At 47.0% G+C, this 25,885-nt stretch carries 39 protein-coding genes and 1 pseudogene; 1 reads left to right on the plus strand and 39 read right to left on the minus strand.

What is annotated here, in order from left to right; all coding sequences use genetic code 11:
- Positions 1 to 11 precede the first annotated feature (11 nt).
- From QNJ26_14940 to QNJ26_14980, 9 genes are all read right to left on the minus strand, one after another.
- Entirely contained in the window at positions 12 to 800 is a 789-nt protein-coding gene (locus tag QNJ26_14940) for an electron transfer flavoprotein subunit beta/FixA family protein (protein MDJ0986836.1), read from the minus strand.
- A 262-nt stretch (positions 801 to 1,062) separates the two neighbouring features.
- The gene (locus QNJ26_14945) at positions 1,063 to 2,226 is read right to left on the minus strand and encodes an acyl-CoA dehydrogenase family protein (GenBank protein ID MDJ0986837.1); all 1,164 of its coding nucleotides are present in this window, start codon (positions 2,224 to 2,226) and stop codon (positions 1,063 to 1,065) included.
- 279 nt (positions 2,227 to 2,505) lie between these two features.
- Complete coding sequence (locus QNJ26_14950; protein MDJ0986838.1) at positions 2,506 to 3,063, minus strand: response regulator; 558 nt, start codon at positions 3,061 to 3,063, stop codon at positions 2,506 to 2,508.
- A 41-nt stretch (positions 3,064 to 3,104) separates the two neighbouring features.
- The gene (locus QNJ26_14955; protein ID MDJ0986839.1) at positions 3,105 to 4,400 is read right to left on the minus strand and encodes a TRAP transporter large permease; all 1,296 of its coding nucleotides are present in this window, start codon (positions 4,398 to 4,400) and stop codon (positions 3,105 to 3,107) included.
- 36 nt (positions 4,401 to 4,436) lie between these two features.
- On the minus strand, positions 4,437 to 4,940 hold the full coding sequence (locus QNJ26_14960; protein MDJ0986840.1) for a TRAP transporter small permease: 504 nt from the start codon (positions 4,938 to 4,940) through the stop codon (positions 4,437 to 4,439).
- 255 nt (positions 4,941 to 5,195) lie between these two features.
- Positions 5,196 to 6,278, minus strand: a complete 1,083-nt coding sequence (locus QNJ26_14965) for a TRAP transporter substrate-binding protein (protein MDJ0986841.1) — start codon at positions 6,276 to 6,278, stop codon at positions 5,196 to 5,198.
- Positions 6,279 to 6,478: 200 nt separating this feature from the next.
- Entirely contained in the window at positions 6,479 to 7,246 is a 768-nt protein-coding gene (locus tag QNJ26_14970; GenBank protein MDJ0986842.1) for a CoA-transferase, read from the minus strand.
- A gap of 211 nt (positions 7,247 to 7,457) precedes the next feature.
- On the minus strand, positions 7,458 to 8,369 hold the full coding sequence (locus tag QNJ26_14975) for a CoA-transferase (GenBank protein ID MDJ0986843.1): 912 nt from the start codon (positions 8,367 to 8,369) through the stop codon (positions 7,458 to 7,460).
- Between the two features lie 51 nt (positions 8,370 to 8,420).
- A complete protein-coding gene (locus QNJ26_14980) occupies positions 8,421 to 8,915 on the minus strand; it encodes a response regulator (GenBank protein MDJ0986844.1) in 495 nt (164 codons plus the stop codon).
- 321 nt (positions 8,916 to 9,236) lie between these two features.
- On the opposite strand from QNJ26_14980, the gene QNJ26_14985 reads away from it, so the two are divergent.
- Positions 9,237 to 10,217, plus strand: a complete 981-nt coding sequence (locus QNJ26_14985; GenBank protein MDJ0986845.1) for a thioredoxin family protein — start codon at positions 9,237 to 9,239, stop codon at positions 10,215 to 10,217.
- A 400-nt stretch (positions 10,218 to 10,617) separates the two neighbouring features.
- Here QNJ26_14985 and rplQ read toward each other — a convergent pair.
- The 30 genes and pseudogenes from rplQ to tuf all read right to left on the minus strand — a co-directional run.
- Positions 10,618 to 10,998, minus strand: a pseudogene (rplQ, locus tag QNJ26_14990) (50S ribosomal protein L17).
- Between the two features lie 8 nt (positions 10,999 to 11,006).
- A complete protein-coding gene (locus QNJ26_14995; protein ID MDJ0986846.1) occupies positions 11,007 to 12,026 on the minus strand; it encodes a DNA-directed RNA polymerase subunit alpha in 1,020 nt (339 codons plus the stop codon).
- 84 nt (positions 12,027 to 12,110) lie between these two features.
- Positions 12,111 to 12,740, minus strand: coding sequence for a 30S ribosomal protein S4 (rpsD, locus tag QNJ26_15000; protein ID MDJ0986847.1), 630 nt, complete (start codon positions 12,738 to 12,740; stop codon positions 12,111 to 12,113).
- Positions 12,741 to 12,838: 98 nt separating this feature from the next.
- The gene (gene rpsK, locus QNJ26_15005; protein MDJ0986848.1) at positions 12,839 to 13,225 is read right to left on the minus strand and encodes a 30S ribosomal protein S11; all 387 of its coding nucleotides are present in this window, start codon (positions 13,223 to 13,225) and stop codon (positions 12,839 to 12,841) included.
- A gap of 112 nt (positions 13,226 to 13,337) precedes the next feature.
- On the minus strand, positions 13,338 to 13,724 hold the full coding sequence (gene rpsM, locus QNJ26_15010) for a 30S ribosomal protein S13 (GenBank protein ID MDJ0986849.1): 387 nt from the start codon (positions 13,722 to 13,724) through the stop codon (positions 13,338 to 13,340).
- Between the two features lie 14 nt (positions 13,725 to 13,738).
- Complete coding sequence (gene rpmJ / locus QNJ26_15015; protein ID MDJ0986850.1) at positions 13,739 to 13,852, minus strand: 50S ribosomal protein L36; 114 nt, start codon at positions 13,850 to 13,852, stop codon at positions 13,739 to 13,741.
- A gap of 105 nt (positions 13,853 to 13,957) precedes the next feature.
- Positions 13,958 to 14,176, minus strand: a complete 219-nt coding sequence (infA, locus tag QNJ26_15020; GenBank protein ID MDJ0986851.1) for a translation initiation factor IF-1 — start codon at positions 14,174 to 14,176, stop codon at positions 13,958 to 13,960.
- Positions 14,177 to 14,223: 47 nt separating this feature from the next.
- A complete protein-coding gene (gene secY, locus QNJ26_15025; protein ID MDJ0986852.1) occupies positions 14,224 to 15,540 on the minus strand; it encodes a preprotein translocase subunit SecY in 1,317 nt (438 codons plus the stop codon).
- Positions 15,537 to 15,980, minus strand: coding sequence for a 50S ribosomal protein L15 (rplO, locus tag QNJ26_15030; GenBank protein ID MDJ0986853.1), 444 nt, complete (start codon positions 15,978 to 15,980; stop codon positions 15,537 to 15,539). Before rplO ends, secY begins: the two co-directional genes overlap by 4 nt.
- A 4-nt stretch (positions 15,981 to 15,984) precedes the next feature.
- On the minus strand, positions 15,985 to 16,164 hold the full coding sequence (rpmD, locus tag QNJ26_15035; protein ID MDJ0986854.1) for a 50S ribosomal protein L30: 180 nt from the start codon (positions 16,162 to 16,164) through the stop codon (positions 15,985 to 15,987).
- Positions 16,165 to 16,224: 60 nt separating this feature from the next.
- On the minus strand, positions 16,225 to 16,719 hold the full coding sequence (rpsE, locus tag QNJ26_15040; protein MDJ0986855.1) for a 30S ribosomal protein S5: 495 nt from the start codon (positions 16,717 to 16,719) through the stop codon (positions 16,225 to 16,227).
- A gap of 146 nt (positions 16,720 to 16,865) precedes the next feature.
- A complete protein-coding gene (gene rplR, locus QNJ26_15045; protein ID MDJ0986856.1) occupies positions 16,866 to 17,234 on the minus strand; it encodes a 50S ribosomal protein L18 in 369 nt (122 codons plus the stop codon).
- A gap of 68 nt (positions 17,235 to 17,302) precedes the next feature.
- Positions 17,303 to 17,848, minus strand: a complete 546-nt coding sequence (gene rplF / locus QNJ26_15050; protein MDJ0986857.1) for a 50S ribosomal protein L6 — start codon at positions 17,846 to 17,848, stop codon at positions 17,303 to 17,305.
- Between the two features lie 114 nt (positions 17,849 to 17,962).
- Positions 17,963 to 18,361, minus strand: a complete 399-nt coding sequence (gene rpsH, locus QNJ26_15055) for a 30S ribosomal protein S8 (protein MDJ0986858.1) — start codon at positions 18,359 to 18,361, stop codon at positions 17,963 to 17,965.
- A gap of 151 nt (positions 18,362 to 18,512) precedes the next feature.
- Positions 18,513 to 18,698, minus strand: coding sequence for a type Z 30S ribosomal protein S14 (locus QNJ26_15060; protein MDJ0986859.1), 186 nt, complete (start codon positions 18,696 to 18,698; stop codon positions 18,513 to 18,515).
- A gap of 10 nt (positions 18,699 to 18,708) precedes the next feature.
- The gene (gene rplE, locus QNJ26_15065) at positions 18,709 to 19,248 is read right to left on the minus strand and encodes a 50S ribosomal protein L5 (GenBank protein MDJ0986860.1); all 540 of its coding nucleotides are present in this window, start codon (positions 19,246 to 19,248) and stop codon (positions 18,709 to 18,711) included.
- A 21-nt stretch (positions 19,249 to 19,269) separates the two neighbouring features.
- Positions 19,270 to 19,599, minus strand: coding sequence for a 50S ribosomal protein L24 (gene rplX / locus QNJ26_15070; GenBank protein ID MDJ0986861.1), 330 nt, complete (start codon positions 19,597 to 19,599; stop codon positions 19,270 to 19,272).
- 119 nt (positions 19,600 to 19,718) lie between these two features.
- Positions 19,719 to 20,087: a 50S ribosomal protein L14 gene (rplN, locus tag QNJ26_15075; GenBank protein ID MDJ0986862.1), complete on the minus strand. Its 369-nt coding sequence runs from the start codon at positions 20,085 to 20,087 to the stop codon at positions 19,719 to 19,721.
- A gap of 18 nt (positions 20,088 to 20,105) precedes the next feature.
- A complete protein-coding gene (gene rpsQ, locus QNJ26_15080) occupies positions 20,106 to 20,348 on the minus strand; it encodes a 30S ribosomal protein S17 (GenBank protein ID MDJ0986863.1) in 243 nt (80 codons plus the stop codon).
- 22 nt (positions 20,349 to 20,370) lie between these two features.
- Positions 20,371 to 20,580, minus strand: coding sequence for a 50S ribosomal protein L29 (rpmC, locus tag QNJ26_15085; protein MDJ0986864.1), 210 nt, complete (start codon positions 20,578 to 20,580; stop codon positions 20,371 to 20,373).
- Positions 20,580 to 20,993, minus strand: a complete 414-nt coding sequence (gene rplP / locus QNJ26_15090; protein MDJ0986865.1) for a 50S ribosomal protein L16 — start codon at positions 20,991 to 20,993, stop codon at positions 20,580 to 20,582. The genes rpmC and rplP overlap by 1 nt, the downstream gene beginning before the upstream one ends.
- Before the next feature lie 127 nt (positions 20,994 to 21,120).
- Entirely contained in the window at positions 21,121 to 21,774 is a 654-nt protein-coding gene (gene rpsC / locus QNJ26_15095) for a 30S ribosomal protein S3 (GenBank protein ID MDJ0986866.1), read from the minus strand.
- A 23-nt stretch (positions 21,775 to 21,797) separates the two neighbouring features.
- Positions 21,798 to 22,139, minus strand: coding sequence for a 50S ribosomal protein L22 (rplV, locus tag QNJ26_15100; protein MDJ0986867.1), 342 nt, complete (start codon positions 22,137 to 22,139; stop codon positions 21,798 to 21,800).
- 140 nt (positions 22,140 to 22,279) lie between these two features.
- A complete protein-coding gene (gene rpsS / locus QNJ26_15105) occupies positions 22,280 to 22,558 on the minus strand; it encodes a 30S ribosomal protein S19 (GenBank protein ID MDJ0986868.1) in 279 nt (92 codons plus the stop codon).
- Between the two features lie 116 nt (positions 22,559 to 22,674).
- Positions 22,675 to 23,496, minus strand: coding sequence for a 50S ribosomal protein L2 (rplB, locus tag QNJ26_15110; GenBank protein ID MDJ0986869.1), 822 nt, complete (start codon positions 23,494 to 23,496; stop codon positions 22,675 to 22,677).
- A 160-nt stretch (positions 23,497 to 23,656) separates the two neighbouring features.
- Positions 23,657 to 23,944 (minus strand): 50S ribosomal protein L23, encoded by a 288-nt coding sequence (locus QNJ26_15115; GenBank protein MDJ0986870.1) that lies wholly within the window; start codon positions 23,942 to 23,944, stop codon positions 23,657 to 23,659.
- Complete coding sequence (rplD, locus tag QNJ26_15120) at positions 23,941 to 24,564, minus strand: 50S ribosomal protein L4 (GenBank protein ID MDJ0986871.1); 624 nt, start codon at positions 24,562 to 24,564, stop codon at positions 23,941 to 23,943. The genes QNJ26_15115 and rplD overlap by 4 nt, the downstream gene beginning before the upstream one ends.
- A 67-nt stretch (positions 24,565 to 24,631) precedes the next feature.
- Positions 24,632 to 25,276, minus strand: a complete 645-nt coding sequence (rplC, locus tag QNJ26_15125; GenBank protein MDJ0986872.1) for a 50S ribosomal protein L3 — start codon at positions 25,274 to 25,276, stop codon at positions 24,632 to 24,634.
- A 155-nt stretch (positions 25,277 to 25,431) separates the two neighbouring features.
- Positions 25,432 to 25,740, minus strand: coding sequence for a 30S ribosomal protein S10 (gene rpsJ / locus QNJ26_15130; GenBank protein MDJ0986873.1), 309 nt, complete (start codon positions 25,738 to 25,740; stop codon positions 25,432 to 25,434).
- A gap of 18 nt (positions 25,741 to 25,758) precedes the next feature.
- On the minus strand, positions 25,759 to 25,885 hold a 127-nt coding region (gene tuf / locus QNJ26_15135; protein MDJ0986874.1), incomplete at its 5' end, for an elongation factor Tu.

Consider the following 25,885-nt stretch of genomic DNA (forward strand, 5'->3'; position numbering starts at 1 on the left):
TTATGTCTCCTCTAAATAATTTTGGTTTCTTCGTGTAAGACTTTTACCAGCGCTGCTGCCTTATCGCCTGCGGCTTCGCCCTCGATCATTTTTACGGCCTGCCTTTCAGGCGGCAAACTCATCGCCTTGACCTTTACTTTTCGATTGGCAGCTCCCACCTGAGCAGCGTCTAGACCCAGATCGGCAACTGATTTGACATCCACGGGTTTTTTCTTGGCTTTCATGATACCCGGCAAAGATGCATAGCGCGGCTCATTGAGCCCCCGCTGGGTGGTGAACAGGGCCGGCAATGCGGCCTCCACGACAACAGTGCCGCCTTCAATCGTACGATCACAGATAATTTTACCATCGGCAAGCTCGACTTTGTTGACCATGGATACCTGCGGGATGCCCAGCAGTTCGGCAACAGCCGATGCGACCTGATAGTTGTCTTCATCCACGGCCCGATGACCAGCAATGATCAAATCGTAAGGGATATCCTTCAACGCTGCCGCCAGCAATTTGGCAGTGGCCAGCGAATCACTGCCTTCGGCGGCAGGATCATTGATGTGCACACCCTGGTCGGCTCCCATGGCCAGCGCCGTACGGATGGTTTCGATGGCTTTTTCCTGACCCAGAGACAAAATGGTCACCGTGCCCCCTTGGGCTTCTTTGAATTGCAGGGCGGCTTCAACCGCGAGCTCATCATAAGGGTTCATAATCCACTTGATATCCTGGGTTTTAATGGAAACCCCATCATCTGCAATCTGCACCAGAGATTCGGTGTCCGGCACCTGTTTTACCAAAACAACTATGTCCATATTCCACTCCTTTCTATCTGAACGGGTCCAAAATAACATCTTTTGTCCCAGGTCTGTGTTATAATCCGATTCGAAATACTCGCGTACTATCGTGTACGCTCCGTTTTCGAATCGAATTACGCCTAAACCTGAAACAAAATCTGAATATTTTGCTACCCGTTCAACAAATTATTAGCTATATGCTGTGACAATGCTACACGAGCATTTTGAATCGAATGTTAACAAAGGCCTCGGACAAAAGCTGATGATTTTAAAGCCAGTTTTACCTATTTGCTTTGCGGATGCCCAACTGATCCAAGGCGATAATCCATTTGCAAATATTGGCGGAGCCTTCCACCATGGCATATGTGGGCGCATCCCGGAAAAAGCGCGCTACCGAATATTCGGTTGAGTAACCATAGGCGCCTAAAATCCGCATGGCGTAAAGGGCACATTTGTTGGCCACCTCACCGGCTGCGTATTTGGCCTGAGCCACATCCAGACCGTTGTTTAAGCGGCCCTGATCCTTTGCCCAGGCTGCTTTGTAAACCAGCAAACGCGCGGCTTCAATTTCGGTGGACATCTGGGCAATCATATCCTGGTTCATTTGATAGTCGCCGATCGGCTTGCCAAACTGCTTGCGTTCGGTAGCATACTTAATGGTTTCATCCAAACAGGCCTGCGCTACGCCCACGCCACCGGCAGCTGCCGAAAGACGGGTTTGATTTAAGGATCCGAATAGGATTTTGGCGCCATCACCGGGTTTGCCAAGGATATTTTCCTTGGGCACTTTGGTATCGGTCAGATAGATTTCTCCGGTCGGTGAAGAGCGCGATCCCAGCTTATCCAGGGCCGTTGTGCGCACGTCGTTAAAATTCTTCAGCTCAACTACAAAAGCCGATAGCCCTTTAGAGCCGGCATCACGATCCGTGTAGGCATAATAAATCATCACATCACCCACATCGGCGTTCGAAATCCAGGTCTTGGATCCATTCAAAAGCCAGTGATCACCCTTGTCTTCGGCACGGGACTTGATAGCCATCACATCCGATCCGGCATCCGGTTCGGTCATGGCAAAGCCGCCCATGTATTCGGCGCTGACCAGCTTGGGGATATATTTTTGCTTTAGTTCCTCGCTGCCGTAAGTTTCAATGGTATAGGCGCAACCCAAGGCCTGCATATTTACCTGTACCCGCAGGGAGCTTGATGCCCGCGCAATTTCCTCTGTAATGATCATGGCGGCCAGCCAGCCCATTTCGGATCCACCATAGGCCTCAGAAATAACGGTGCCAAAAAGACCGAGTTCACCCATGGGTTTGACAGCTTCCTCGTAGGGAAAATAATGCTTTTCATCCCACTCATCGGCAAAGGGCGCAATTTTTTCGCTAGCAAAATCACGCACCGTATTTCTCAAAATTTCAAGTTCTTCCGGCAAACTAAAATCCATTTTTTCCCTCCTGAAACTGATGTTATGGGGTCTATGTATACTGTATACACTCTGAGCGCAAAAGATGAACTATAGAGGAAGGCACCATTGGTGTCAAGCAAGAAAACGCCTAAAAATCGGATAAAAATCGCATATTTTACGCCGACTTAGACCTTTCCCTGTTGCTTTGATTCGGTATGGAGAATCTGGCAGTTACATGCAGGTGGATCAATCCAGATGAGCAGATAGCTAAGGACAATTGAGACGATCTAGACAGATAATGTTAGCAGTCGGTAAACGTTAGATTCCCTTGTCACGAATATTTTTATCATGCTTGAGACGCTCCTGGATCCCTTTACCGATGGAATAGTTGCGGCTGAATTCCGACCAGAACTCCCGATCCTTTTCCTTCCAATCGGGGCCGAAGCGGCGGTCAAAATAGTCACCCAGTTTTTCAAAAAGCAGTTTCCAGGGCGGTTCACCGCGCTGATAAGCTCCCAGAATCGAATCCAGCAGCTCATCGAGCTCAGACAGCTTTTCCTTGGGCAGATAGGAAATGGCTCCCTTTTGAATGGATTCCATCAAGGTTTCCCGACTGACCGCATGGGCCGTAAGCATGACCGTTGGGATGCCACGATCAACAGCCTCCTCGAGCAGCTTAAGCCCATTAACTCCCATAATATCCAAAATGGCCAGGTCATAGCGCCCCTTTTTTATTTTTTGCGACGCACTCTCATAATCCCGTGCCGTATCGATGTCCGACTCATCCAGCAAATCCGCGATGGTTTCCAGGATATCCTCTTCATCATCCACGGCCAGAATATGCTTGCCTTTGAGTAAAGATTCGTCACCAGACATGTAAAGCGCCTCCTGTAATCATATGCGGTTCGGTCTCATGTCTACTCCAGAAATCCCATTACTCTGGGCAGCCACAAGACAACATCCGGAATGTAAGTGATGATAAACAGCACGATCATCTGAATGATGATAAATGGAATCACCGCTTTGGTGATATATATTAAATCCTTGTTGGCAATCGCACCGGTGATGTAAAGACTGACCCCCATCGGCGGCGTGCAGTATCCGATGGCCAGGTTAACCGTCAGGATCAGACCAAAATGCATCCAGCTGATGTTAAAGGCATCGAGCATCGGCAGAAACACCGGCCCCAGGATCATGGTTGCCGAAATGATATCCATGAACATACCCACAAACAGCAGCAGGGTGTTCATGGCCAAAAGGAACATGTAAGGTGATTCGATGGCGGCCAATACGGTTTCGGTGATTTTGCCCGGAATATTTTCCAGGGTCAGCAGACGGCCAAAACAGGTGGCACCGGCAACAATGATCAACAAGGTGGCAGAGGTGACTGCAGAGCTGACGGTTACTTTTTTAACATCTGAAAATTTCATCGAGCGGTGAATAAACAGCTCCACGATAAAAGCATACACGCAGGCCACCACCGCGGCTTCGTTGGCGGTAAACGCGCCGGAAAAAATGCCGCCAAAAATAATAACCGGCAGCATCAAGGACCAAAAGCCTTCTTTAAAAACAGCGAAAAGCTCTAAAGGTTTGGGTATGGGGTTGCGAACAATTTCTTTTTTCTTGCGAAAGACAAAATAAGTGTAAATGCAAACACCGAACATAATCAAAATGCCCGGTAAAAACCCGGTTAAAAAAAGACCTTCAAGGGATACATTGCTGATCATGCTGTACAGAATCATCCCGATACTGGGCGGGATGATCACGCCCAGATTGGGTGAGGTGGTCATGACCCCCAGGGTATATTTTTGCGGATATCCGTTGTCGATCAACGCCGGGATCATAAAGCCACCCAGGGCCACCACAGTAGCTACCGTGGAACCAGAAATAGCGCCAAACAGCCCACAGGCCAGCACCCCTGCCATCCCCAGGCCGCCCGGTAGCCAACTGACCACCGCATTGGCCACTTTGATCAACTTTTCAACAATGGTGCCGGCTGTCATGATATTGCCGCATAGGATAAAAAATAGCACCACCACTAGGGCAAAGTTGTCCATACTGCGGAAAATGGTTTGGGCCAAAAGGAGAATGGGCAAGTCGGTGAAAAATAAAAAGCCTAAAACAGCGGTAAAAAACAGACACATAAAGACGGGAATATAGGTCGCCATGCATCCTAGCAGAATGGCCAGGATGATGATGTGACTGGTTTCCATAGTCCGGTTCTCCTTCTCTCAGCTTAACGCAAAAAATTAATCCGAAGCTTTCTTGGCCACTTGTTCTTGGATATCCTCGTAAAATACCTGAATGACGCGTATCAGCATCAGTACACCCATCAATGGCAGGATCGAATACAGATAGACCAGCGGGATCTGCATGATAATGGTTTTTTGCTGGGTGCGAACCTGCAGCGCTGCGATCAACCAACCATAGTAGATCATCATGATCGCAAAAATCATGATCACAAAATTACTAAAAAACGTTAAAGGAACTTTTAGTTTGGGAAAAATCTGGACGGAAGCATCGATTTTGATCAGAGAGCGAGCCTTGACGGCGGCACTGCAGCCGATAAAAGTGGTATAAATGATAACCTCGCGCACCAATTCTTCTGACCAGGCCAATGAATAGTTGAAGCCGTAACGCAAAACAACATTCACAAAAAGGGCTACTAACGCCACCAACACACTGATAAACAGCGTCCATTCCTCAAAAAAGGTCAAGACTTTGTCCAGGAAATGCAGCAATTTTCCAAACATGGGTACTACCCTCATTGGCCAGAGATTAGAAGCTATCTCAAAAATGCATCTAATCCGCCAGAGGCGGACAGGCGCTCAATGGCTGTGTTCAAAACCGATTCAAAATGCTCGAATACTGCCGTGTATGCTCCACTTTTGAATCGGTTTTCGCCTTGCCCTTGAGCGTGATCTACTATTTTTGAGATAGCTTTTAGTAAAAGGGGCTTCGGTCAGACCGAAGCCCCTTTATTAGTGCGTGGTAAAAAAATAATCAAGCTATTTTGTATAGCCCATGTATTTTTGGACTTCCATCAGGAAATTATCCGGGCGATACTTATCGCCGGATTGAAGTTTGTTAATTTCAGGCGCAAATTTCTGATGCACTGAATCGGCCTGATTTTTGAGGGTCATCATCTCCTTGTCAGAGAGTTGAAAAAACTCGATGCCTTTGCCCATAGCGGCTTTGCGTTGCTCCAATTCCTGTGCCTTGGCTGCCATGCGCGCCTCGGCACACATGTCGCGGACCGTCTCAACCAGGGTTTTCTGCAGGTCAGCCGGCAAGCTGTTGAACCAGGCCTTGTTAAACAACCAGATAAACAGGCCCTGGGCATAGTTTAATTCGGTATAGTACTTGGCCACCTCGAATTTCTTGGTGATGCTGCACACGGTGAGGGTATGATCCAAGCCGGTGATAACACCTTGCTTCAAGGCCACCGGAACATCCGGCCAGGGCATCACGACCGGGTTAAAACCCCATGCCTTGTAGGACAGCTTGTTAACTGCGGCTTCGGCGATGCGGAATTTGACCTTCTTGGCATCGGCAATGGTTTTGACCGGCACTGTCGTGGCCCAGCCGTAATTACCATAACTGGCAATATCGACTGCCATAATTCCCTGATGATCCATGGCCATCAGGAAATGGTCAAAAAGTTTTCCGCTGTTGACGAATTTTTCGAGTTTATCAAAAGAATCAACCAAAAACGGCAGGTTGACGATACCAAATCGGGGGCCCAGATTGGTGGAGGCCACCGAGCTGACGGCCATACCCTGAATTGCACCCATTTGCAGCTGGTTGAGAACCTCAACTTCGCCCCCCAGCATGGAGAAGGGTTTATAATCCAGATACATCTGGCCATTGGTTCGTTTCCACAATTCATCCCGAATGGCAAATCCGGTGTAAACGCCCTTTAAAACCGGATGGGAAACATTTGAAACGATAAACTTATATTTGGCACCTGATGGATCGAAGGCGGGTTTCCATTTATCCAGGGAGGGTCCTTTGGCAAGGGCCGGGCTGATAAGCAAACCAAAAACAACTAGAAATAGCGTCGCGCAGAATGTGAATCTTTTTAAATGCATTGGTACCTCCTTTTTCGGCTGTATGCCTTTAATTTCTAAACTTCATTCATTTGCCAAAGATGATTTTATAGCTATATCACAGCTATTTGGCTTTTTGTCAAGGAAAATTATCGGGTTAAAATGAAATATAGATTCCGCTAAATCGTCACTATGTAAGCATTGACAGAGATTGGCCACCACAAATCGAACAAATCTAATATTTAGCTGGAATCGGATGTCCAATATTTTTGAGGATCAAAACGCTGCAGCATCTCCAATTCCTTTTCAGTTGGCTCGGGTGTTTGCACCAAATTCTCAGCAATCTGCAGCGGCCATCCCGTGTTGTCGCGGACTGCGTTCACGCTGACGCCTGGATGAACGGAAGCAAGTGTCATTTCACGGCTTTGAGAATCAAATCGTAAAATACCCATTGTGGTGATCACCGTCGCCGGCCCACCTCGCGGCAGCCCAACCCGGCGTCGCCAGCCAGCGCCGGTTCCAAAGCCGGGTGAGGTGATGTAATCGACCTGGGGCATAAAGCGGCGCTTTTGATGGTTCATGATAATGATGTGTCGTTGCGCCAGGCTGGCCAGATCACAGGCACCACCGCTCCCCGGCAGGCGGGTAGTAACATTTTCCACACCGCCAATATAACTGGTATTCAGGTTGCCGTATCGATCTATCTGGGCACCGCCGATAAAACTAACATCTACCTGACCCTGCTGCAACAGCCCCATCATATCGGCCGTATCAGCCAGCCACCGCGCTCGATAGAGATTGGGTAAATCCCCCATTGTTAAGATGGGCTCGGGTGCCAGCGTATCGCGCACGATCCCTAATTCGTAGATCCCTACGGACTCGGGCGCATGCGTGCTTTTGGCCAACAGAAAACCGAGCAACGGCAGACGCATACCGACAAAAACCACTTCACCGTCAGCAATTTCACGCGCCGCCGCGGTGACCATTAGTTCGGGTAATGTGTAAGACATCTTAGGCGCCTAAATAGTTTACATTTATTTGAAAAATCTCAATCTAGCCGATTCAGTTGGCCGCTGGCTCCTTGCTTCTGGCATCTGGCAGGAAGCCGGAGATCAAAAGCTCGAGCCAGTAGCCAGCAGCCGGGGGCCAGAGGCTTAAAACCATTGAAACTTTGAAGACTCAACCATTTAACCCGGAACCCTGAACCTCTGAACCCAGAACCTAATAGCCATAATCCACCGGCTCTGAGTAATCATGATGCTCAATAGCCAGCTGCGACAGTCGTTTTTTTCCCAGCAATTCTGTATAATCCTGCCAGCTGTGCACGTTATCAACCCATTGTTTACGCCATTCGAGATACGCTTCCCGCGTTTTGCTTTCGGTACGGTAGTCAAGAAATCCTTGATGATCGCGGTTATAGAATCCGGGCACTGGCGAAGGATGACCGCCCCAGGGCGCATGTACCACCGCGCTGACCCGATAACCCGGGGTAATCACCCGATTGGGATCGCGACTGATGACATCCGGTTCCACGATCTCTTCTGCGGTAATAATGATGTGACGGCTGGCCAGACAGGCGTCACGGGTAAGCCCCAGGTTGCCCCAGGCATGAGCATTGCCGTAAACATCCGCCCGCTGAAGGTGAACGATGGCCACATCCGGTTTCAGCGCTGCCACCGCGGCAAGTTTGTCACCGCTAAACGGGCAAGTCATGGTTTTCAGGCGCGTATTGGTTTTGAAAAGATCGCTACCCAGCGCCGTGCGGGTAGGCATAAAGGGGACCCCCATGGCGGCAGCCCGCAACGCCATAGCCAGGGTCAGATTCGAGTGGTCTTCCATTTCCAGGCTGCCGCTTTCAACCGCTCTTCGAAAATTATAACTCGAGCCTGTAATCACATTGCCCACCCAGGCGGCCTGTATTTTACGGACACACCCTGCGCCAATAATTTGATCAAACAGGATATCTGATATCGGTCCGATGAGGGTCAGGTGCTGTTTATTTTGGCGGATGAGTTCGTGTCCGGCAGCAAAGGGGATGAGGGTTTCCTGGGCAAGACCCATGGCAATGGAGCTACCATCAGGTATAAACTGATCAATGGCTTCAGAAAGGGGCAGCAGTTTGGACTCAGCCAACTCGGGCAACCTCCAGATTCAATAGGGAACCAACTAACTTGTGAAAGCGGCTTATTTTTCAGCTTTGATGGATTTTACGAAATCATCAAAGAATTCATTTTGTTTTTTCCAATCCGGCCCAAATCGTTTGTTGAAAAAGCCGCCGAGTTTGTCAAAAAGCTTCCCCCATACGGGTTGTCCTCCCTTGAGAACAACGTCGGCGATGAATTCGTCCAGATTGCTCATTTTTTCTTTGGGCAGAAAGGACACTGCTCCCAGTTTGATGGATTTTTCCAGAGCTTCGGGTGTCAGAGCATAAGCCGTCAGCATAACTGTGGGAAAGCCACGCTTAACAGATGTTTTTAAGAGATCAAAGCCATTGACACCCATGATATCTAGAATGACGATGTCAAAGGTATAGCCAAGCAACAATTGATGCGCAGTGTCATAATCATTGGCTTTGCGCACCATACACATGTCTAAAACCTCTTCCACGGTATCGGTGACATCCACTTCGTCATCGACGGTCAATACTATTTTGTCTTTTAAAAGCGTTGCAGGATCCATAGTCTTGATGTCTCCTTTCTGCAGGTGTTGCTATAGACCAAAAGGTCGGAAGGGTTTTTTAGGGCTTATATCATTATAAATTTCGTCAAGTCAATATATGCCTCTATTTCCCAAGATCAACCTTATTTGTTTTTTTATTATTCTCAGGTATGGTTTATTTTAACTTGCATAACCGGTCAGCCCGTATTAAAGGTCCTATTTTTAGGTTCAAAGGTTCAGGGTTCAAAGGTTGAAAGATTACGAAATCAAACCGAAGAGCACAAAACCTCTGAACCTTGAACCTCTGAACCTTGAACCTTTGAACCTTTGAACCGGTGAACGATGACACCCACCGAAGAAAAACAGATCACGGCCTTAAATGAGACGTTGGCCAAAGAAATTCGGATTAAGTGCCTGCATAACGAACACGAACTGAGCCCTGCCATTGTTAAATTTTGCGAATATCTCGAACAACAGGTGCCCAAAATCCGCGTCAAAAAAGAAACGGCTGACCCGGATGAATTTCCTGCCATCCGTATTCATGATGGATTATCCTATCAGGCGGTCCCCTCAGGGACTGAGATCGGACCTTTCATTGAAGCCCTGCAACTAAATGCCGCGGACCGATCTCAGATAGATGAAAACATTGCACGACAACTGGAAGCCATTGATTTACCGACACATCTGGTTCTGTACGTTGCTGCGCAATGTCGCTTTTGCCCGCAAGCCGTGCGCCAGCTATTGCCGTTGTTGTTTGCAAACAACCATATACACCTGACGGTTATCGATGCGATGTCTTTTCCCGATCTGGCAGAAAAAGACAACCTTCAATCTGTACCGACGTTAATCTTGGAAGATCAATTCCGCTGGACAGGAACTTTTCAAGTAGACGAAATTGTTAAAGTTATGGCAGAACGCGATCCCAGTGCGTTAGGACCGCTATCGCTGGAAATGCTGCTCAAAGAAGGCAAAGCCGGTCAACTGGCGGAAATGATGCTCGCTAGGGCACAAATCTTTCCGGCTTTCTATGACGTGCTGCTACACCCCAAATGGCCTGTTCGTTTAGGTGCCATGGTCGTCATGGATGAACTGATTGAAAAAGATTTAAAACTTGCGCTTCAAACCGCGGAAGTCTTGTGGCGCAGATTTGATGATGTGGATGATCGTGTCAAAGGTGACTTGGTGTATATTTTTGGAGAAATGGCGCAAAGCGATTTTATCCCGCGTCTGGAAGCCCTTCTCCAGGGACAAGATGACGATGAGTTAAAAGAGGCCGTCGAAGAAGCCCTCGACAAAGTAAAAGCAGCACATGTTAAAAAATAGAACGTCTAGCATTCTGTAATTCGCCGAAAACAATAAGCCCGGTGAGTGATGTCACGGGGCTTTTTGGTAAAGATGATGACGCAGGATAAAGGTATTAAGCGTCTTTCTTTTTAGAATCGCCTATAGGTTTGTCTTCAGGCGGTTTTTGTTTTTTGGCCGCTGTTGCTTTTGTTTTTGCCGCCGTTTTGGGTTTGGTATCCGCTTTCGGGGATTCCGATTTTTTCTGTGCTGTTTTTTGCGCTTTGGAAGTGCCCTCTTTTTTCTTATCCGCTACTTTTTTCTTGGATTCCGGCTTTGTTTTGGCATCAGCCTTCTGGGGTTTTTTCGCCTGCGGCTTTTTATCGTCCTTGGCTTCCGCAGCTGATTTCTTTGACGTAGCGGCTTTTTTAGTGGATTTTTTCTTGGATTTTTTCTTGTCCGCCACGTCCAGAACCACCAGTTCGATTAAAGACATAGAAGCCGCATCGCCGGCACGCCGACCCAATTTTACAATCCGAGTATACCCCCCGGCAGAATGACCAAATTTGTCGTTGGCTTCTTCAAACAATTTATGAACAACCTGCTTTTCCCTGACAATAGCGAGGGCTTGCCTTCTGGCATGCAAGTCACCCCGCTTGGCCAACGTGATCAGATGATCGGCCCAGCGCCGCAATTCCTTGGCTTTAGCGCCCGTGGTGCGAATCCGCTCGTGTTTGAACAACGAGGTGACCATATTTCGAAACATCGCATTGCGATGACTCGTGGTTCGGTTAAGTTTCAAGCTGGCTTTTCGATGTCGCATATGGTCAATTACTCCTCTTCTTCGGTTTCATCGTCGGGTGGTTCAAAACCTTCCAGTTTCATACCGAGTGACAACCCCATTTCTGCTAATACTTCCTTAATTTCGTTTAATGACTTACGGCCAAAATTTTTCGTCTTGAGCATCTCCGCCTCTGTCTTGCTGACCAGTTGCCAGATTTTGTTGATATCTGCATTCTTTAGACAATTGGCACTGCGCACGGATAATTCGAGCTCTTCCACGCTGCGGTAAAGGTTTTCATTAAACTTTGGTTTTTCCTTATTCGTGGCCGTTTCTTCCGGTGCCGGTTCCATTTCTTCATCAAAGTTAATAAACACTGTCATCTGCTCTTTGAGAATTTTAGCGGCATAAGCGACCGCATCTTCCGGCATAATACTTCCATCCGTCCAAACTTCCATAGTCAGTTTATCATAATCGGTGCGTTGACCGACCCGGGCATTGCCGACCACAAAGTTGACACGTCTGATGGGCGAGAAAACCGCATCTATCGGTATCGTACCACTAGGTGATCCCTCATCTTTATTGGCTTCTGCCAAAGAATAGCCTTTGCCATACTTTACGGTCATCGTCAAATTGAGCTTCCCTTTTTTGTCCAGGGACGCAATGTGATGTTTAGGATTCAGCACTTCGCTCTTGCCGTCCTCACTCAAAATATCACCGGCGGTCACTTCACCTTCGCCGGAAGCCTCGAGTCTGACGGTTTTGGGCTCAGAATCCGAGAGCTTAAACCGCACTTCTTTCAGATTTAAAATAATTTCAGAAACATCTTCCAGAATACCGGGGATAACACTGAATTCGTGCATGACGCCATCAAATTTTACAGATGTAATCGCAGCACCATATAATGATGACAGTACGATCCGTCTTAATGAATTGCCGATAGTGATACCGAACCCCCTTTCCAGGGGTTCACAAACAAACTTGCCGTAAGATGGATTACTGGTAACCTGAACTTTATCAGGCCTGATCATTTGCTGCCAGTTGACATACATCAGTTCGTCGGATGACATTTTCTAATCTCCAAATCGAAAAGGGTTTTAGATGATCCAACCATCGTCGGCTCTGCCGACCATGATGATCTTCCTGGTACGCTGTTACTTAGAATAAAGCTCCACAACCAGCTGTTCTTGAATCGGCATGGTGATATCTTCACGCACCGGAAATCCGGTCACGACACCTTTGTGCTTTTCTTTTTCAAGCTCCAGCCATTGGGGTATGCCCCTGCGGACGACCGCTTCGATAGAGTCTGAAATGGCCGCAACCTTCTTGCTTTTTTCTTTGACCTCAACTGAATCGCCCCTTTTAACCAAGAAAGACGGGATGTTGACTTTTTTCCCGTTAACCAGGAAATGATTGTGCAACACAAATTGACGCCCCTGAGTGCGGGAATTCGCAAAACCAAGGCGATAGACGACATTATCGAGCCGGCGTTCCAGCAAGACCAGCAAATTGGTACCGGTAACGCCTCTTTGCGCCTCAGCTCTCTCAAAAAACAGATGAAATTGTTTTTCAGAAAGCCCATACATCCGTTTGACTTTCTGCTTTTCACGCAGCTGAATACCGTAGTCAGAAATTTTTCTACCTCGCCGCTCTCCATGCTCACCCGGTGGATAAGACCTTCTATCAAAGGCACATTTATCCGAGTAACAGCGATCTCCTTTGAGATACAATTTTAGGTTTTCACGCCGGCAGTGCCGGCAAACTGAATCTTTATATCTGGACAAAAGATCCTCCTAGTTATTGGTCATATGGTTAATTGGTTGAATCGTTAAATCGTAATTGCGGATATCGTCTTTTACTATTTGACTATTTAACTTATTAACTAAACTCTTCGTCTCTTGGGTGGACGACATCCATTGTGTGGTATGGGTGTAACATCTTTAATCATCGTAACGTTGAATCCGGTCGCCTGCAAGGCGCGCAAAGCAGACTCTCTGCCGGGACCAGGTCCTTTAACATACACTTCTACAGTTTTCATACCATGTTCCATGGCCTTTCTAGCCGCATCTTCAGCAGCCAACTGGGCAGCAAAAGGTGTACTTTTACGCGAGCCCTTAAAGCCCTGAACGCCGGCGCTCGACCAGGAAACAACATTTCCACCTGCATCGGTTATGGTCACAATCGTATTGTTAAATGTTGATTGAATATGGACAACACCACTTACAACATTTTTCTTTACTTTTTTCTTGGTTCGGATTTTTTTGGCCATCGAATTCGCCTCGTTTGAGTAATCAGTTTCTGTTGCCGATTGAACGTTTTGATAAACCGTGATCGACCGTCACATATTCAGTGGGCAACGGATATCTTTCGTGTAAACTATGCTATTTTTTTTGCTTAGCGGCACCTTTCTTTTTAACAGCTGCTCTTTTGGGTCCCTTACGTGTTCTGGCATTGGTGCTTGTACGCTGGCCACGCACCGGCAGCGATTTGCGATGGCGCAATCCGCGATAGCAACCCAGATCCATCAGTCGTTTGATATTCATCGAGACTTCTGTTCGCAGTTCACCCTCAACTTTATATTCATTGTCAATCACTTTGCGGATGCTGCTGACTTGATCTTCCGTAAGTTGATCGGTCTTGGTCTCGGTGTCAATCGCCAGTTTTTCCAGGATGCGGCGCGAAGAAGACCTGCCAATTCCGTAAATATAGGTCAGGCCAATCTCAATGCGCTTTTTCTTGGGTAGATCAACCCCTGCAATTCTTGCCAATGGTTATCCTCCTTTTATCCTTGTCGCTGTTTGTGTCGTTTGTTTTCGCAGATCACCCGCACAACACCTTTGCGACGGACAATTTTACATTTAGGGCAAATTTTCTTTACTGATGCTCGAACCTTCATGAGTCATACTCCTAAAGTTAGATATTGGGTATTGGGTATTCGGTATTGGCAATCAAATGTAGACCGCTTTAACCAATATCTAATACCCGATACCGAATACCCGTCCTATTTTGATCGATAGGTGATTCGGCCACGCGTCAGGTCGTAGGGAGATAATTCAACCGTAACCTTATCGCCAGGTAAAATCTTGATAAAATGCATTCGCATTTTGCCCGAGATATGGGCTAGCACCTGATGCTTGTTCTCCAATTCAACCTTAAACATTGCATTTGGCAATGTCTCCAGGACAACACCTTCAACGACAATAGGTTCTTCTTTGGCCACAGACAACTCCTATTTGCGGGTCTCGACTAATAAACCCTGATCGGCTATTAACGGCCTTTTACTCGCACGCCGCCACCCCGCTTTAAAAATCCCTCATAATGACGACTCAACATATGCGATTCAATCTGGGCGACGGTATCAATCGCTACGCCCACCACAATCAGAAGGGCCGTACCCCCAAAATAAAATGGAACATCAAAGCGGGTGATTAAGATAGAAGGCAGCACGCAGACCGCTGAAACGTAGAAAGCACCGCCAAGTGTGATGCGCGTTAACACCTTGTCAATATAGTCAGCAGTGCGTTTTCCAGGGCGGATTCCGGGTATGTAGCCGCCCTGTTTTTTCATATTTTCAGCAACATCAACCGGGTTGAAAGTCACCGCTGTATAAAAATAACAGAAAAAGAAAATAAAGCCGACGAAGAGCAATTCATAAAAAACATTCCCCGGCCGCATGGTTTCTCCAATTGTTCTGATCCAGGGAATATTAATGAAATTGGCAATCGTTGCCGGAAACATAATGATCGATGAAGCAAAAATTGGCGGAATCACACCAGACGTATTAATTTTCAATGGCAGATGGGTACTCTGCCCTCCATACATTTTTCGCCCCACCACCCGTTTGGCATATTGAACTGGGATGCGCCGTTGCCCTTGCTCAACAAAGATGATAAATCCGATCACGGCCACCATAAAAATGACCAGAATCAGAACAACAAATATTCCCATTTCTCCGGTGGTCAGCAAGCGAAATGTATTTCCACCAGCAGTCGGCAGCCGGGCTACAATACCGGCAAAAATAATCAGCGAAATGCCATTGCCGATACCGCGTTCGGTAATTTGCTCACCCAGCCACATGATAAAGGCAGTGCCGGCAGTTAGGGTAATCACGGTCATTAATCTAAATGCCCAACCCGGAAATAAGACCACCGGGGCCCCACCCGGTGAGCTCATACTTTCCAGCCCAACGGCGATGCCGAAACCTTGAATAATGCTTAAAATAACCGTTCCATAGCGGGTATATTGCGTAATTTTTTTGCGCCCCTGTTCGCCTTCTTTTTTTAGCTGTTCCAAATGCGGTACGACAACCGTTAATAGCTGCAATATGATTGAAGCGCTGATATAGGGCATAATGCCAAGCGCAAAAACCGACAGCCGTTCTAAGGCGCCCCCGGAAAACATATTAAAAATACCAAATATGGTGCCTTCTGCCCTGGCAAAAAAGGATTCTAGCGCGGAAGAGTCGATTCCCGGAACAGGAACATGGACACCGATCCGGTAAACGATAAGCAATCCAAACGTAAACAGAATGCGCTTTTTTAGCTCGGGTATTTTAAATATATTTTGAAACCCGCTACCAATCATTGAATAACCTCTACCGTACCGCCAGCAGCTTCGATTTTTTCGCGGGCAGCCTTGCTGACATGATGTATTTTGACATTGAGGGCCACTTTAATTTCCCCCTGTCCCAACAACTTAATCCCGTCTTTTGGGCCCTTTACAAGTCCGGCTTTCACAAGCGCGGCTTCATCGACCAAACTACCGCTCTCAAATCGCAGTAAATCTCTGACATTGATGACAGCAATCTGCTTTTTAAAAATATTGGTAAATCCGCGTTTGGGAAGACGCCGCTGAATCGGCATTTGCCCACCTTCATAACCGGGTCTGACCCCGCCGCCGGAGCGACTGTTGTAACCTTTACTGCCTCGGCCAGCAGTCTTGCCCCGGCCGGTTCCGACACCGCGTCCCAGACGACGGTTGGGTCTACGCGATTTTGAAGACGGCGATAGTTCATGAAGCTTCATCGACCTACTCCTCAGTGCTCACTAAATGCGAAACTTTGTTGATCATACCCCTAATTTCAGGCGTATCTTTAAGTTCGACCGTTTTATTGATGCGGGTTAATCCCATACCCCGCAGGACTTTACGTTGCTTTGGTGGCCTGCCGATCATGCTTCGAACCAGCTTTACTTTTATCGTTGCAGCCATTTTTATGATCCTTATGAATAATACTGTTCCCGTGTTGCAAAATGTTTTGCCCAATCAGCACTAAAGATCTTCTACTGAAATACCTCTTCTGGCAGCCACCATTTCACGACTTTCAAGCCGCTCAAGACCATTCACTGTCGCTTTCACCAGATTGTGAGGGTTATGAGAACCGAGACACTTTGTTAATATATTTTGGACGCCAACGGCTTCTAAAACCGCTCTAACGGCACCTCCCGCAATAACGCCAGTGCCCTCTGCAGCCGGTTTGAGCAGTACCTTGCCTGCTCCAAAACGGCCAATAATTTCATAGGGGATCGTACCTTCATTTAAAGGCACCGATATCATATTCTTTTTTGCCTTTTCGACCCCTTTGCGGATAGCTTCGGGCACTTCTCCGGCTTTGCCAAGACCAAATCCAACCGAGCCTTGACCATCGCCGACAACAACGATTGCGCTGAAACTAAATCGACGACCCCCTTTGACCACTTTGGCCACCCGATTGATATGGACTACTTTGTCGATAAATTGCGTTTCATCTATTTCTGATTTTAACAAAAGCCTGCCTCCTTGTATTCCGCACGCAAAGCCGCAAAGCCCGCAAAGGAAAGATCTTCTTTATTTAATCTAAGTGCTTTGCGTCTTGGCGTCTTTGCGTGAGAACTATTCGGTTGCGTCTATACTCATTTCGAATTATCAGATTCTCAAAATTTTAAACCGGCCTTACGCGCACCGTCCGAAACGGCTTTTATGCGGCCGTGATACAAAAAACCATTACGGTCAAACACGACTTGTTTGACACCTTTTTCCATAGCGCGTTTGCCGATTATCTCCCCCACGGTATTGGCATTGCTCAATTTATTCTTAGATTCAGGTTTTTCCCGTACGGCCTTTTCCGTGCTTGAAGCCGAAGCAAGGGTTTTCCCCGCAGAATCGTCGATCACCTGCGCATAAATGTGTTTGGCACTTCTAAACACACACAGCCGGGGTCGATCGGCAGAGCCAACCAATTTTTTGCGTATTCTTTTTTTTCGTTTCAGCCGCGCTTGTGTTTTTGGATTAAGTGTTCCCATTTTCTGATGCCTGTTTTTAGGCGGGCTGAAAGCTGGTTGCTTTATACCCGCTTTTTATGGATAAGCTTTTACTGAGCCGCAGCGCCCGCTTTGCCTGCTTTGCGCCGTATGCGTTCCTCGGCGTACTTTATGCCTTTTCCTTTATAGGGCTCCGGGGGCCTTATTTTGCGAATCGCAGCAGCCGCCAGACCCAATTTTTCTTTATCGATACTGCTTAATTTAATGATGGTATTGCGATCAATTGAAGCGGCTACGCCTTCCGGCAAATCAAACTGCACCGGATTTGAATAGCCCACATTAAGGATAATACTATTGCCCTTGGTTTCAGCGCGGTATCCGATGCCATTTATAACCAAGGTGCGCTCAAATCCCTTATTGACGCCGGCGATCATGTTGGCCACCAGGCTTCTGGTCATTCCCTGAAGTGCACGGCTGGTTCTTTTATCCTCAAAAGGCACGACGCTTAAGACACCGTCTTCAATTTTCAGGTCCACGGCAGGATGAATCGATCGCGATAGTTTTCCTTTTTCGCCTTGGACCGTAAGGACCCTGTTTTCAAATGTTAGTTTGGTTTTGTCCGGAATGGGTACCGGTTTTTTCCCGACTCGTGACATATGTTACTCCCACATTCGTAAACCATAAGGTTTAAGTCTCAAGCATCTTGCTAAAGATTGGATCTTTTTACGATCTGCCGCGTAGGTTTTAGAGTTTACTGACGAACCAAGTGGCTACCACACGTTGCAAAGGATCTCGCCACCAACGTTTTCCTGTCGAGCTTTTTTATCTGTCATGATGCCTTTGGATGTGGATAAAATCGAAATCCCCATACCATTGTAGACCGGTTTAATATCATTGCTTTTCACATAAACCCGACAACTGGGTTTACTAATACGCTTTAGCCCGTAAACCACATTAGACTGCCCTGGACCGAATTTGAGGTAAATGCGCAAAATACCCTGCTTACCGTCTTTAAGGAACTTGTAATTTTTGATGAAACCTTCGTCCTTTAAAATCCTGGCAATGTCTGTTTTAAGCTTGGATCCCGGCACATCAACGCTGTTAAATCTGGCTTTGACACCATTGCGAATTCGCGTCAACATATCGGCTATCGGATCGCTTACCGCCATTATCTTCTCCTGTGTTTGATACGTGAGCCTTGAAACTTGAAACTTGATACTAGAAACCAGTCATTAAAGCCAATATTCAAACCTGCCTGTCAAACTGGGACAGGAATTGGGGATTATCAAATTTCCAATTTCGAGTTTCCAGTTTCCAAAATTACCAACTCGATTTTACAACTCCGGGGAGTTTGCCTTCGGATGCAAAAACCCGGAAGCAAATACGACAAAGTCCAAATTTTCTGAGATATCCTCTGGGTCTTCCACAGATCGGACAGCGATTATACTGTCGAACCTGAAACTTGGGTTTTCGCATTGCTTTATTTCGAAGCGCTTTTTTGGCCAAATCTGCCTCCCTAATTTTTAAACGGCATTCCCATCAAGCCCAACAACTGCCTGCCTTCATCGTCTGTCTGGGCTGTAGTTACAATGCTGATATTGAGACCTTTGATCTTATCTATTTTATCGTAATCAATCTCCGGGAAAATGATGTGCTCTTTAATCCCCAGAGAGTAATTGCCACGACCGTCAAATGCTTTGGCGGAAACACCTCTAAAGTCTCTAACACGCGCCAGCGCGATATTGACCAGTTTATAGTAAAAATCGTACATCCGTAGTTGTCGTAGGGTAACCATGCAACCGATCGGCATCCCCTCTCTTAGTTTAAATGCCGCAATGGACTTTTTAGCGCGGGTGATCACCGGCTTTTGCCCTGCGATTGCCTTGAGTTCTTCGGCCGCAGCATCCAGCACTTTTATATTCTGGATGGCCTCGCCCAGTCCCATGTTAAGAACGATTTTGTCCAGTTTGGGAACCTGCATTTTGTTTTTGTAACCGAAGTTGTCCATGAGCTTGGGCACGACTTCGTTTTCATATATCGTTTTTAATTGTGACATCGCCTTCCTCCGTGCGCCGGATTAAGTATCGATTGCTTCTCCGCACTTAACACAAAGCCGAATTTTTTTTCCATCTTCCAGATGCTGCATCTTAACCCGTGTTGCTTTAATGCACTTGTTGCACATAATCATCACATTGGAGATGCGAACCGGCGCTTCACCTTCTACGATACCGCCCTGTCTGTTTTTTGCGCTGGCTCTGGTATGGCGCTTAATCAGATTAATTTTTTCAATGAGCAACTGGCTCTTTTCGCGATCAACCTTGAGCACCTTACCGATTTTACCCTTGTCCTTACCAGCAATAACCTTGACTTTATCGTCTTTTTTTATCCGTATTTTATTCTGAAGCATAGCTGGATTCCCGTTTTGGTTATTGGTTATTAGTTATTCGTTATTGGGAGCGACACATTTTGACGGTATTGCCCATCTCATGATACCAATAACCTATAACAAATTACGAATAACATCTATTAGAGCACCTCCGGTGCTAACGAAATAATTTTCATGAATCGTTTGGCGCGCAATTCTCTGGCGACAGGCCCAAAAATTCGGGTACCGATTGGCTCTCGCGAAGCGTTGACCAAAACAGCAGAATTATCATCAAATCGGATATAAGAGCCATCTGGGCGACGGATCTCTTTTTTGGTTCTAACCACAACCGCTTTTAAGACATCACCTTTTTTGACCTTGGCATTCGGCAAGGCTTCCTTTACCGCCACAACAATGATATCCCCAACTCTGGCATATCGCCTACGGGAGCCGCCTAACACTTTAATGCAATACAACACTTTGGCTCCGGAATTATCGGCTACATTAAGCCGTGTTTCTGACTGAATCATGATATCGTTTCCTTGAAATTAAACCGCTTTTTTAACGATTTTTACGACCCGCCACCTTTTTGAGCGGCTCAATGGGCGGCATTCTGTCAGCATGACCGTATCCCCAATTTGACAGCTGTTGCCTTGGTCGTGAGCAGCAAATTTGGCCCGTCGTCGGATATATTTGTGGTAGAATTTATGCTTAACCAGTCGCTCAACCAAGACCACCACTGTTTTGTCCATCTTGTTGCTGACGACTGTACCCACCAATTGTCTTTTCATTCCTTGTTTTTTCATGACCTTATTATTCTTCAACCGTCTTGTTTTTTAATTCAGTTTCGCGAATGATGGTTTTTACCTGAGCAATATCTCTGCGTGTCCGCTTCATTTTATTGGGGTTTTCAAGCTGCCCGATTTCGTGTTGAAAACGAAGATTAAACAATTCTTCTTTTAGATCGTTAACCTTACGGTTTAATTCTTCAAGGTTCATTTCTTTTATCTCACTGACTTTCATCAGGCCTCACTCCTCTCAACAAACCGCGTTTTTACTGAAAGTTTATGGCCTGCCAGGCGAAATGCCTCTTTGGCGGTTTCTTTGTCCACGCCTTGCATTTCATAAAGAATTCTGCCGGGTCGAATCACCGCTACCCAACCTTCCGGAGCACCTTTGCCTTTTCCCATGCGGACTTCAGCCGGCTTTTTGGTAAACGGTTTATCAGGAAAAATTCTTATCCAGATTCGACCACCTCTTTTAATATGACGCGTCATCGCAATTCTTGCTGCCTCAATTTGTTTCGCGCTGATGGTGCCACAACCGGTGGCCTGCAAGCCGTATTCGCCAAAATTCAGACTAGATCCCCGCCGGGCAATGCCTCGCATGCGGCCTTTTTGTTGTTTGCGAAATTTTACTTTTTTAGGACTTAGCATTTTTTTACTCCGGTTACGCGTTCCGGGTTACGAGTTTTTCTGTTTTTTACGCGCAACGCGCAACACGCAATGCGCAACTGTTATTGTTTTGTATTAAAAACCCAATTATCGGAAAATGCCTTGAATTTTATGCCTCAGCAATTTCCTCTTCATCTTTCTTTAGTATTTCACCCTTGAAAATAAACACTTTTACACCAATAACGCCATATGTGGTTCGGGCTTCGATGAAGCCATAATCGATATCAGCCCGCAAAGTGTGCAGCGGAACCCGGCCTTCACGATACCATTCGGTTCGGGCCATCTCCGCGCCACCCAGTCGACCCGAACAGATAATCTTCACACCCAGGGCACCAAATCGCATCGCGGAAGACACACCGCGCTTCATCGCACGCCGAAACGCCACCCGCCTCTCAATCTGCAGCGCCACATTCTCGGCAACCAATTGGGCATCGATCTCAGGTTTGCGAACTTCCTGGATATCGATCAAAATCTCACGGTCCGTCATCTTTTCAATTTCATTTTTAAGCTGTGATATCTCAGAGCCTTTTTTACCGATGACAATACCGGGCCTGGAGGTATAAATGCGCAGACGGACACGCTTGGACGATCGTTCAATTTCAATTCTGGAAACACCTGCATGATAAAGTTTTTCTTTGACAAACTTTCTCAAGCGATAGTCTTCCAAAATATATTCGGCGTAGTTTTTCCCACCAAACCAACGGGATTCCCACGTTTTGACAATTCCCAATCTCAATCCAACTGGATTAACTTTCTGACCCAAGCTTTTACCTCCTTTGTTAAGCGCTAAGCTGAAGATTCTTCGTCTAAAATGACGGTAATGTGACTGGTGCGTTTTAATATTCGGGTGCCTCTGCCCCGAGCCCTGGCCCGCCACCGTTTCAAAGTGGGGCCCTGGTCGGCTGTAACATTGCGAACCACCAGCAAATCAATGTCGACATCCGGATTCTGATCGGCATTGGCCACCGCTGAACGGATGACTTTCTCCAATATCCCGGCGGCTTTCTGGGGCATAAATTTAAGTGTATTTAAAGCCGTTTCGACCGGCTTGCCTTTTACAGCCCCGACCAATTTATGGACTTTACGGGGCGATATTCGCATATATTTTGCAGAGGCTTTGACTTCCATCAGTTTTGTCCTTGCTATCTGTTATTCGTTAATGGCCTTGCCCACATATCAAATAAAGGAACCGGCTCGATTTCGCTTTAACTAGTAACCAATAACGAACACCGAATAACGCCAGTTGAGCTTTAGCTCAATTGGACTGGTTATTTTAAGCGTGATTTTTTATCACCCGCATGTCCGTAAAAAGTCCGGGTCGGCGAAAATTCCCCCAGTTTGTGACCGACCATGTTCTCGGAAACAAACACCGGTATAAATTTTCGGCCGTTATGGACAGCCAGTGTCACACCGACCATCTCCGGAACTATTGTAGAACGCCGCGACCAGGTTTTAACAACCTGACTACTGCGTGATGCCTGAGCCTCATTGACTCTCTTCAACAGGCGCTCATCAATATAAGGACCTTTTTTCAGCGAACGTGGCATATATACTCCCGTGTTGGTTATTGGTTATTCGTTATTGGATATTAGTTATTGAATCAGCGCTTCGCCGCGCTCATCGCATCGCCAAGTAACGAATAACAGATAACCAATAACTAATCCTACTTTCTTTTTTTAACGATCAGACGATCGCTTTTTCTTTTGCGCCGGGTTTTAAAGCCCTTGGTGGGCCATCCCCATGGACTGCAAGGATGCCGCCCGCCGGACGAGCGACCTTCACCTCCACCCATCGGATGGTCAACCGGATTCATCGCCACCCCACGCACTTTTGGTCGGCGTCCCAACCAGCGCTTGCGACCGGCTTTGCCCAATGATTTGTTTTCATGTGCAACGTTGCCGATCTGCCCGATGGTGGCCTTGCATTTTAAAAGGACCATGCGGACTTCGCCAGACGGCATTTTAATCAGGGCGTAAGCATCTTCTTTGGCCATCAGTTGAGCATAAGTGCCGGCACTGCGAACCATCTGCCCCCCCTTGCCCAACCGCATTTCGATATTATGGATTTGCGTTCCCAAAGGTATATGGCTTAACGGCAACGTATTGCCGGGTTTAATGTCCGCCTCGGGACCGGATTCTACAATATCATTAACCTTAAGCCCTACCGGTGCCAGAATGTAGCGCTTTTCTCCATCGGCATAATGCAAAAGGGCGATTCGAGCCGATCGGTTGGGATCGTATTCGATAGTGGCAACTTTGGCCGGAATACCGATTTTATCCCGCTTAAAATCAATGACCCGATAATGTCGCTTATGACCACCTCCACGACGCCTGATGGTAATGCGTCCATGGGCATTGCGGCCACCGGATTTTTTAAGTGGTTTTAGCAGTCCCTTTTCCGGCGTCTTGCGTGTAATCTCTTCGAGTGACGTATATGTCTGAAAACGCCTTCCGGGAGACGTCGGTTTTACCTTCTTGGTAATCATTTTATTCTCCTAACAAGAGAAGTGGTTTCAAAATCTCAGATCATGTTCGAGAGCAAGGCGTCCCTTGAATTGAAAGCGGAGCGTACACGAAAGTACGTGAGTATTTCAATTCGAGGGATAACACAGCTATCGGACATTAGATGGGGTTTTGAAAACACTTCTAAGCTCCTTCAAAGAAATCAATTCGCTCACCGGGCATCAAAGTAACAATGGCTTTTTTCCAATCCCGGCGCTTGCCAACGTTTCGACCTCTGCGTTTGACCTTACCCTTCACCTGCATTGTCTGAACACTGGCGACTTTAACTTTAAATGCTGTTTCGATCGCCCGTTTGATTTCAATGCGATTGGCGCGTCGATCGACCTCAAATGTCAGCTGATTAGCAATTTCTTTCTGAATATTGGTTTTCTCAGTGATCAAAGGTCGTTTGATGATCTCGTATTGCATCATGCGGCCAGCCTCCTCTCAATGTGCTTTATTGCTGGCTCCAGCAAAATTAACGTCTTGTACTTAAGTATGTCGTAGACATTCAAACCTTCAGCACGAAGCACTTTCACATTCGGTACATTGCGCGAAGACAGTTCCAAATTTTGATTTTCATCACCCGCAACGATGAGCGTATTCGTCAACTTAAGGCTTTTTAAGACCTCAACAAAATCTCTGGTCTTTATTTGTTTGAGCTCAAAGTTGTCAAGCACTATGAGCTCACTGGCGCTCAGTTTACTGCTGAGAGCCATTTTCAATGCCAATCTACGGACTTTTTTCGGCGCTTTAAATGCATACCTGCGGCCATCGGGTCCGAAAACAACCCCGCCCCCCCTGAGCAAAGGTGATTTTATGTCACCACGCCGCGCTCTTCCAGTACCTTTCTGGCGGTACAACTTTCGCCGGCTGCCTTTGACATCACTCCGGTGTTTCACTGCAGCAGTGGCTGCACGTCGATTGGCCAGTTGCATCGTGACAACTTCATGCAATACACTCGGCTTAACCGAAACATTGAAAATGTTTTCAGCCAGGTCAACTGTTGTCACCTTTTTTCCTTTGGTGTTTCGAACATCTACAACTGGCATATCACCCCCGCTTGCAGAATCTGAGACCAGATCATGGGCCTCAAACATCTGCGTATGATCATAAAGATTATGACGATTTAATTTCTCTGAATTTGAGTTTGTTAATGGTGACCAACCCGGATTTGGCACCCGGAACCGCCCCTTTGATCAAGATCAGATTATTGTCCGGCCGGATATCCACAACTTCCAGATTTCGAACGGTTTGGCGATCGTTGCCATAATGTCCCGGCATCTTCTTGCCTTTAATAATTTTTGAAGGCGATGCACTGCACCCCACAGATCCGGGAATACGATGGCTGTGGCTGCCGTGGGTTTTGCGGCCGCCATGAAATCCATGACGCTTCATAACGCCTGCAAACCCGCGTCCCTTTGTGGTACCAATCACATCCACCCGTTCACCGACATTAAACATTTCCAGTGTTATTTGCTGGCCTAAGTTGTATTCCGCCGGGTCGGCGACGGCAAATTCCTTTAGTGTGTCAAAAGCCCCGGAGGCCCCTTTGCTAAAATGCCCTTTGAGCGGCTTATTGACCCGAGATTCCTTTTTCTCACCAAAGCCCAACTGAAGCGCATTGTACCCATCCTTTTCGGCTGTCTTGATCTGGGTAACCACGCACGGGCCGGCTTCAATCACCGTCACCGGCACATACTGACCGTCAGGCAGAAAAAGCCCGGTCATTCCCAGTTTTTTACCAATTAATCCATTACTCATTGCGCGCTCCCCTTTTGCTTGGCATCCTTTTTAAGGCGATTGAGCCCCTTTTTGAGACGTATCCCTTTGAAGCCAAAGGGTCAAAAAATTAGGGATACAGGGCAAACAATCGGCTCAAATTTGTTTATATAACCTGAATCCCTAATAGATCTGGGCTATAGCTTAATCTCCACATCGACACCCGGTGACAGATCCAGCTTCATCAAGGCATCCACTGTCTGCTGGGTGGGTTCCACGATATCCATGAGTCGCTTGTGGGTTCTCATCTCAAACTGCTCACGCGATTTCTTATCAACATGTGGAGATCGCAAAACTGTATATTTTTTTATTCTTGTCGGCAGCGGAATCGGCCCGACCACCTTTGCTCCGGTCTTGGTTGCGGTATCGACAATGTCGTAGGCTGACTGATCAAGTAACTTATGATCGTATGCCTTTAGTCGTATTCTAATTTTGGTATTGGTAATCATGACCTTATGCTTCCGTTATTCGATAATATCGCTGACCACACCGGCACCAACGGTACGACCGCCTTCACGCACCGCAAAACGCAGCTCTTTTTCCATCGCAATCGGGGTGATCAGCTCCGCCTCAATCGCTACATTGTCACCC

Source organism: Desulfobacterales bacterium, from assembly GCA_030066985.1.
Taxonomy (GTDB): domain Bacteria; phylum Desulfobacterota; class Desulfobacteria; order Desulfobacterales; family JAHEIW01; genus JAHEIW01.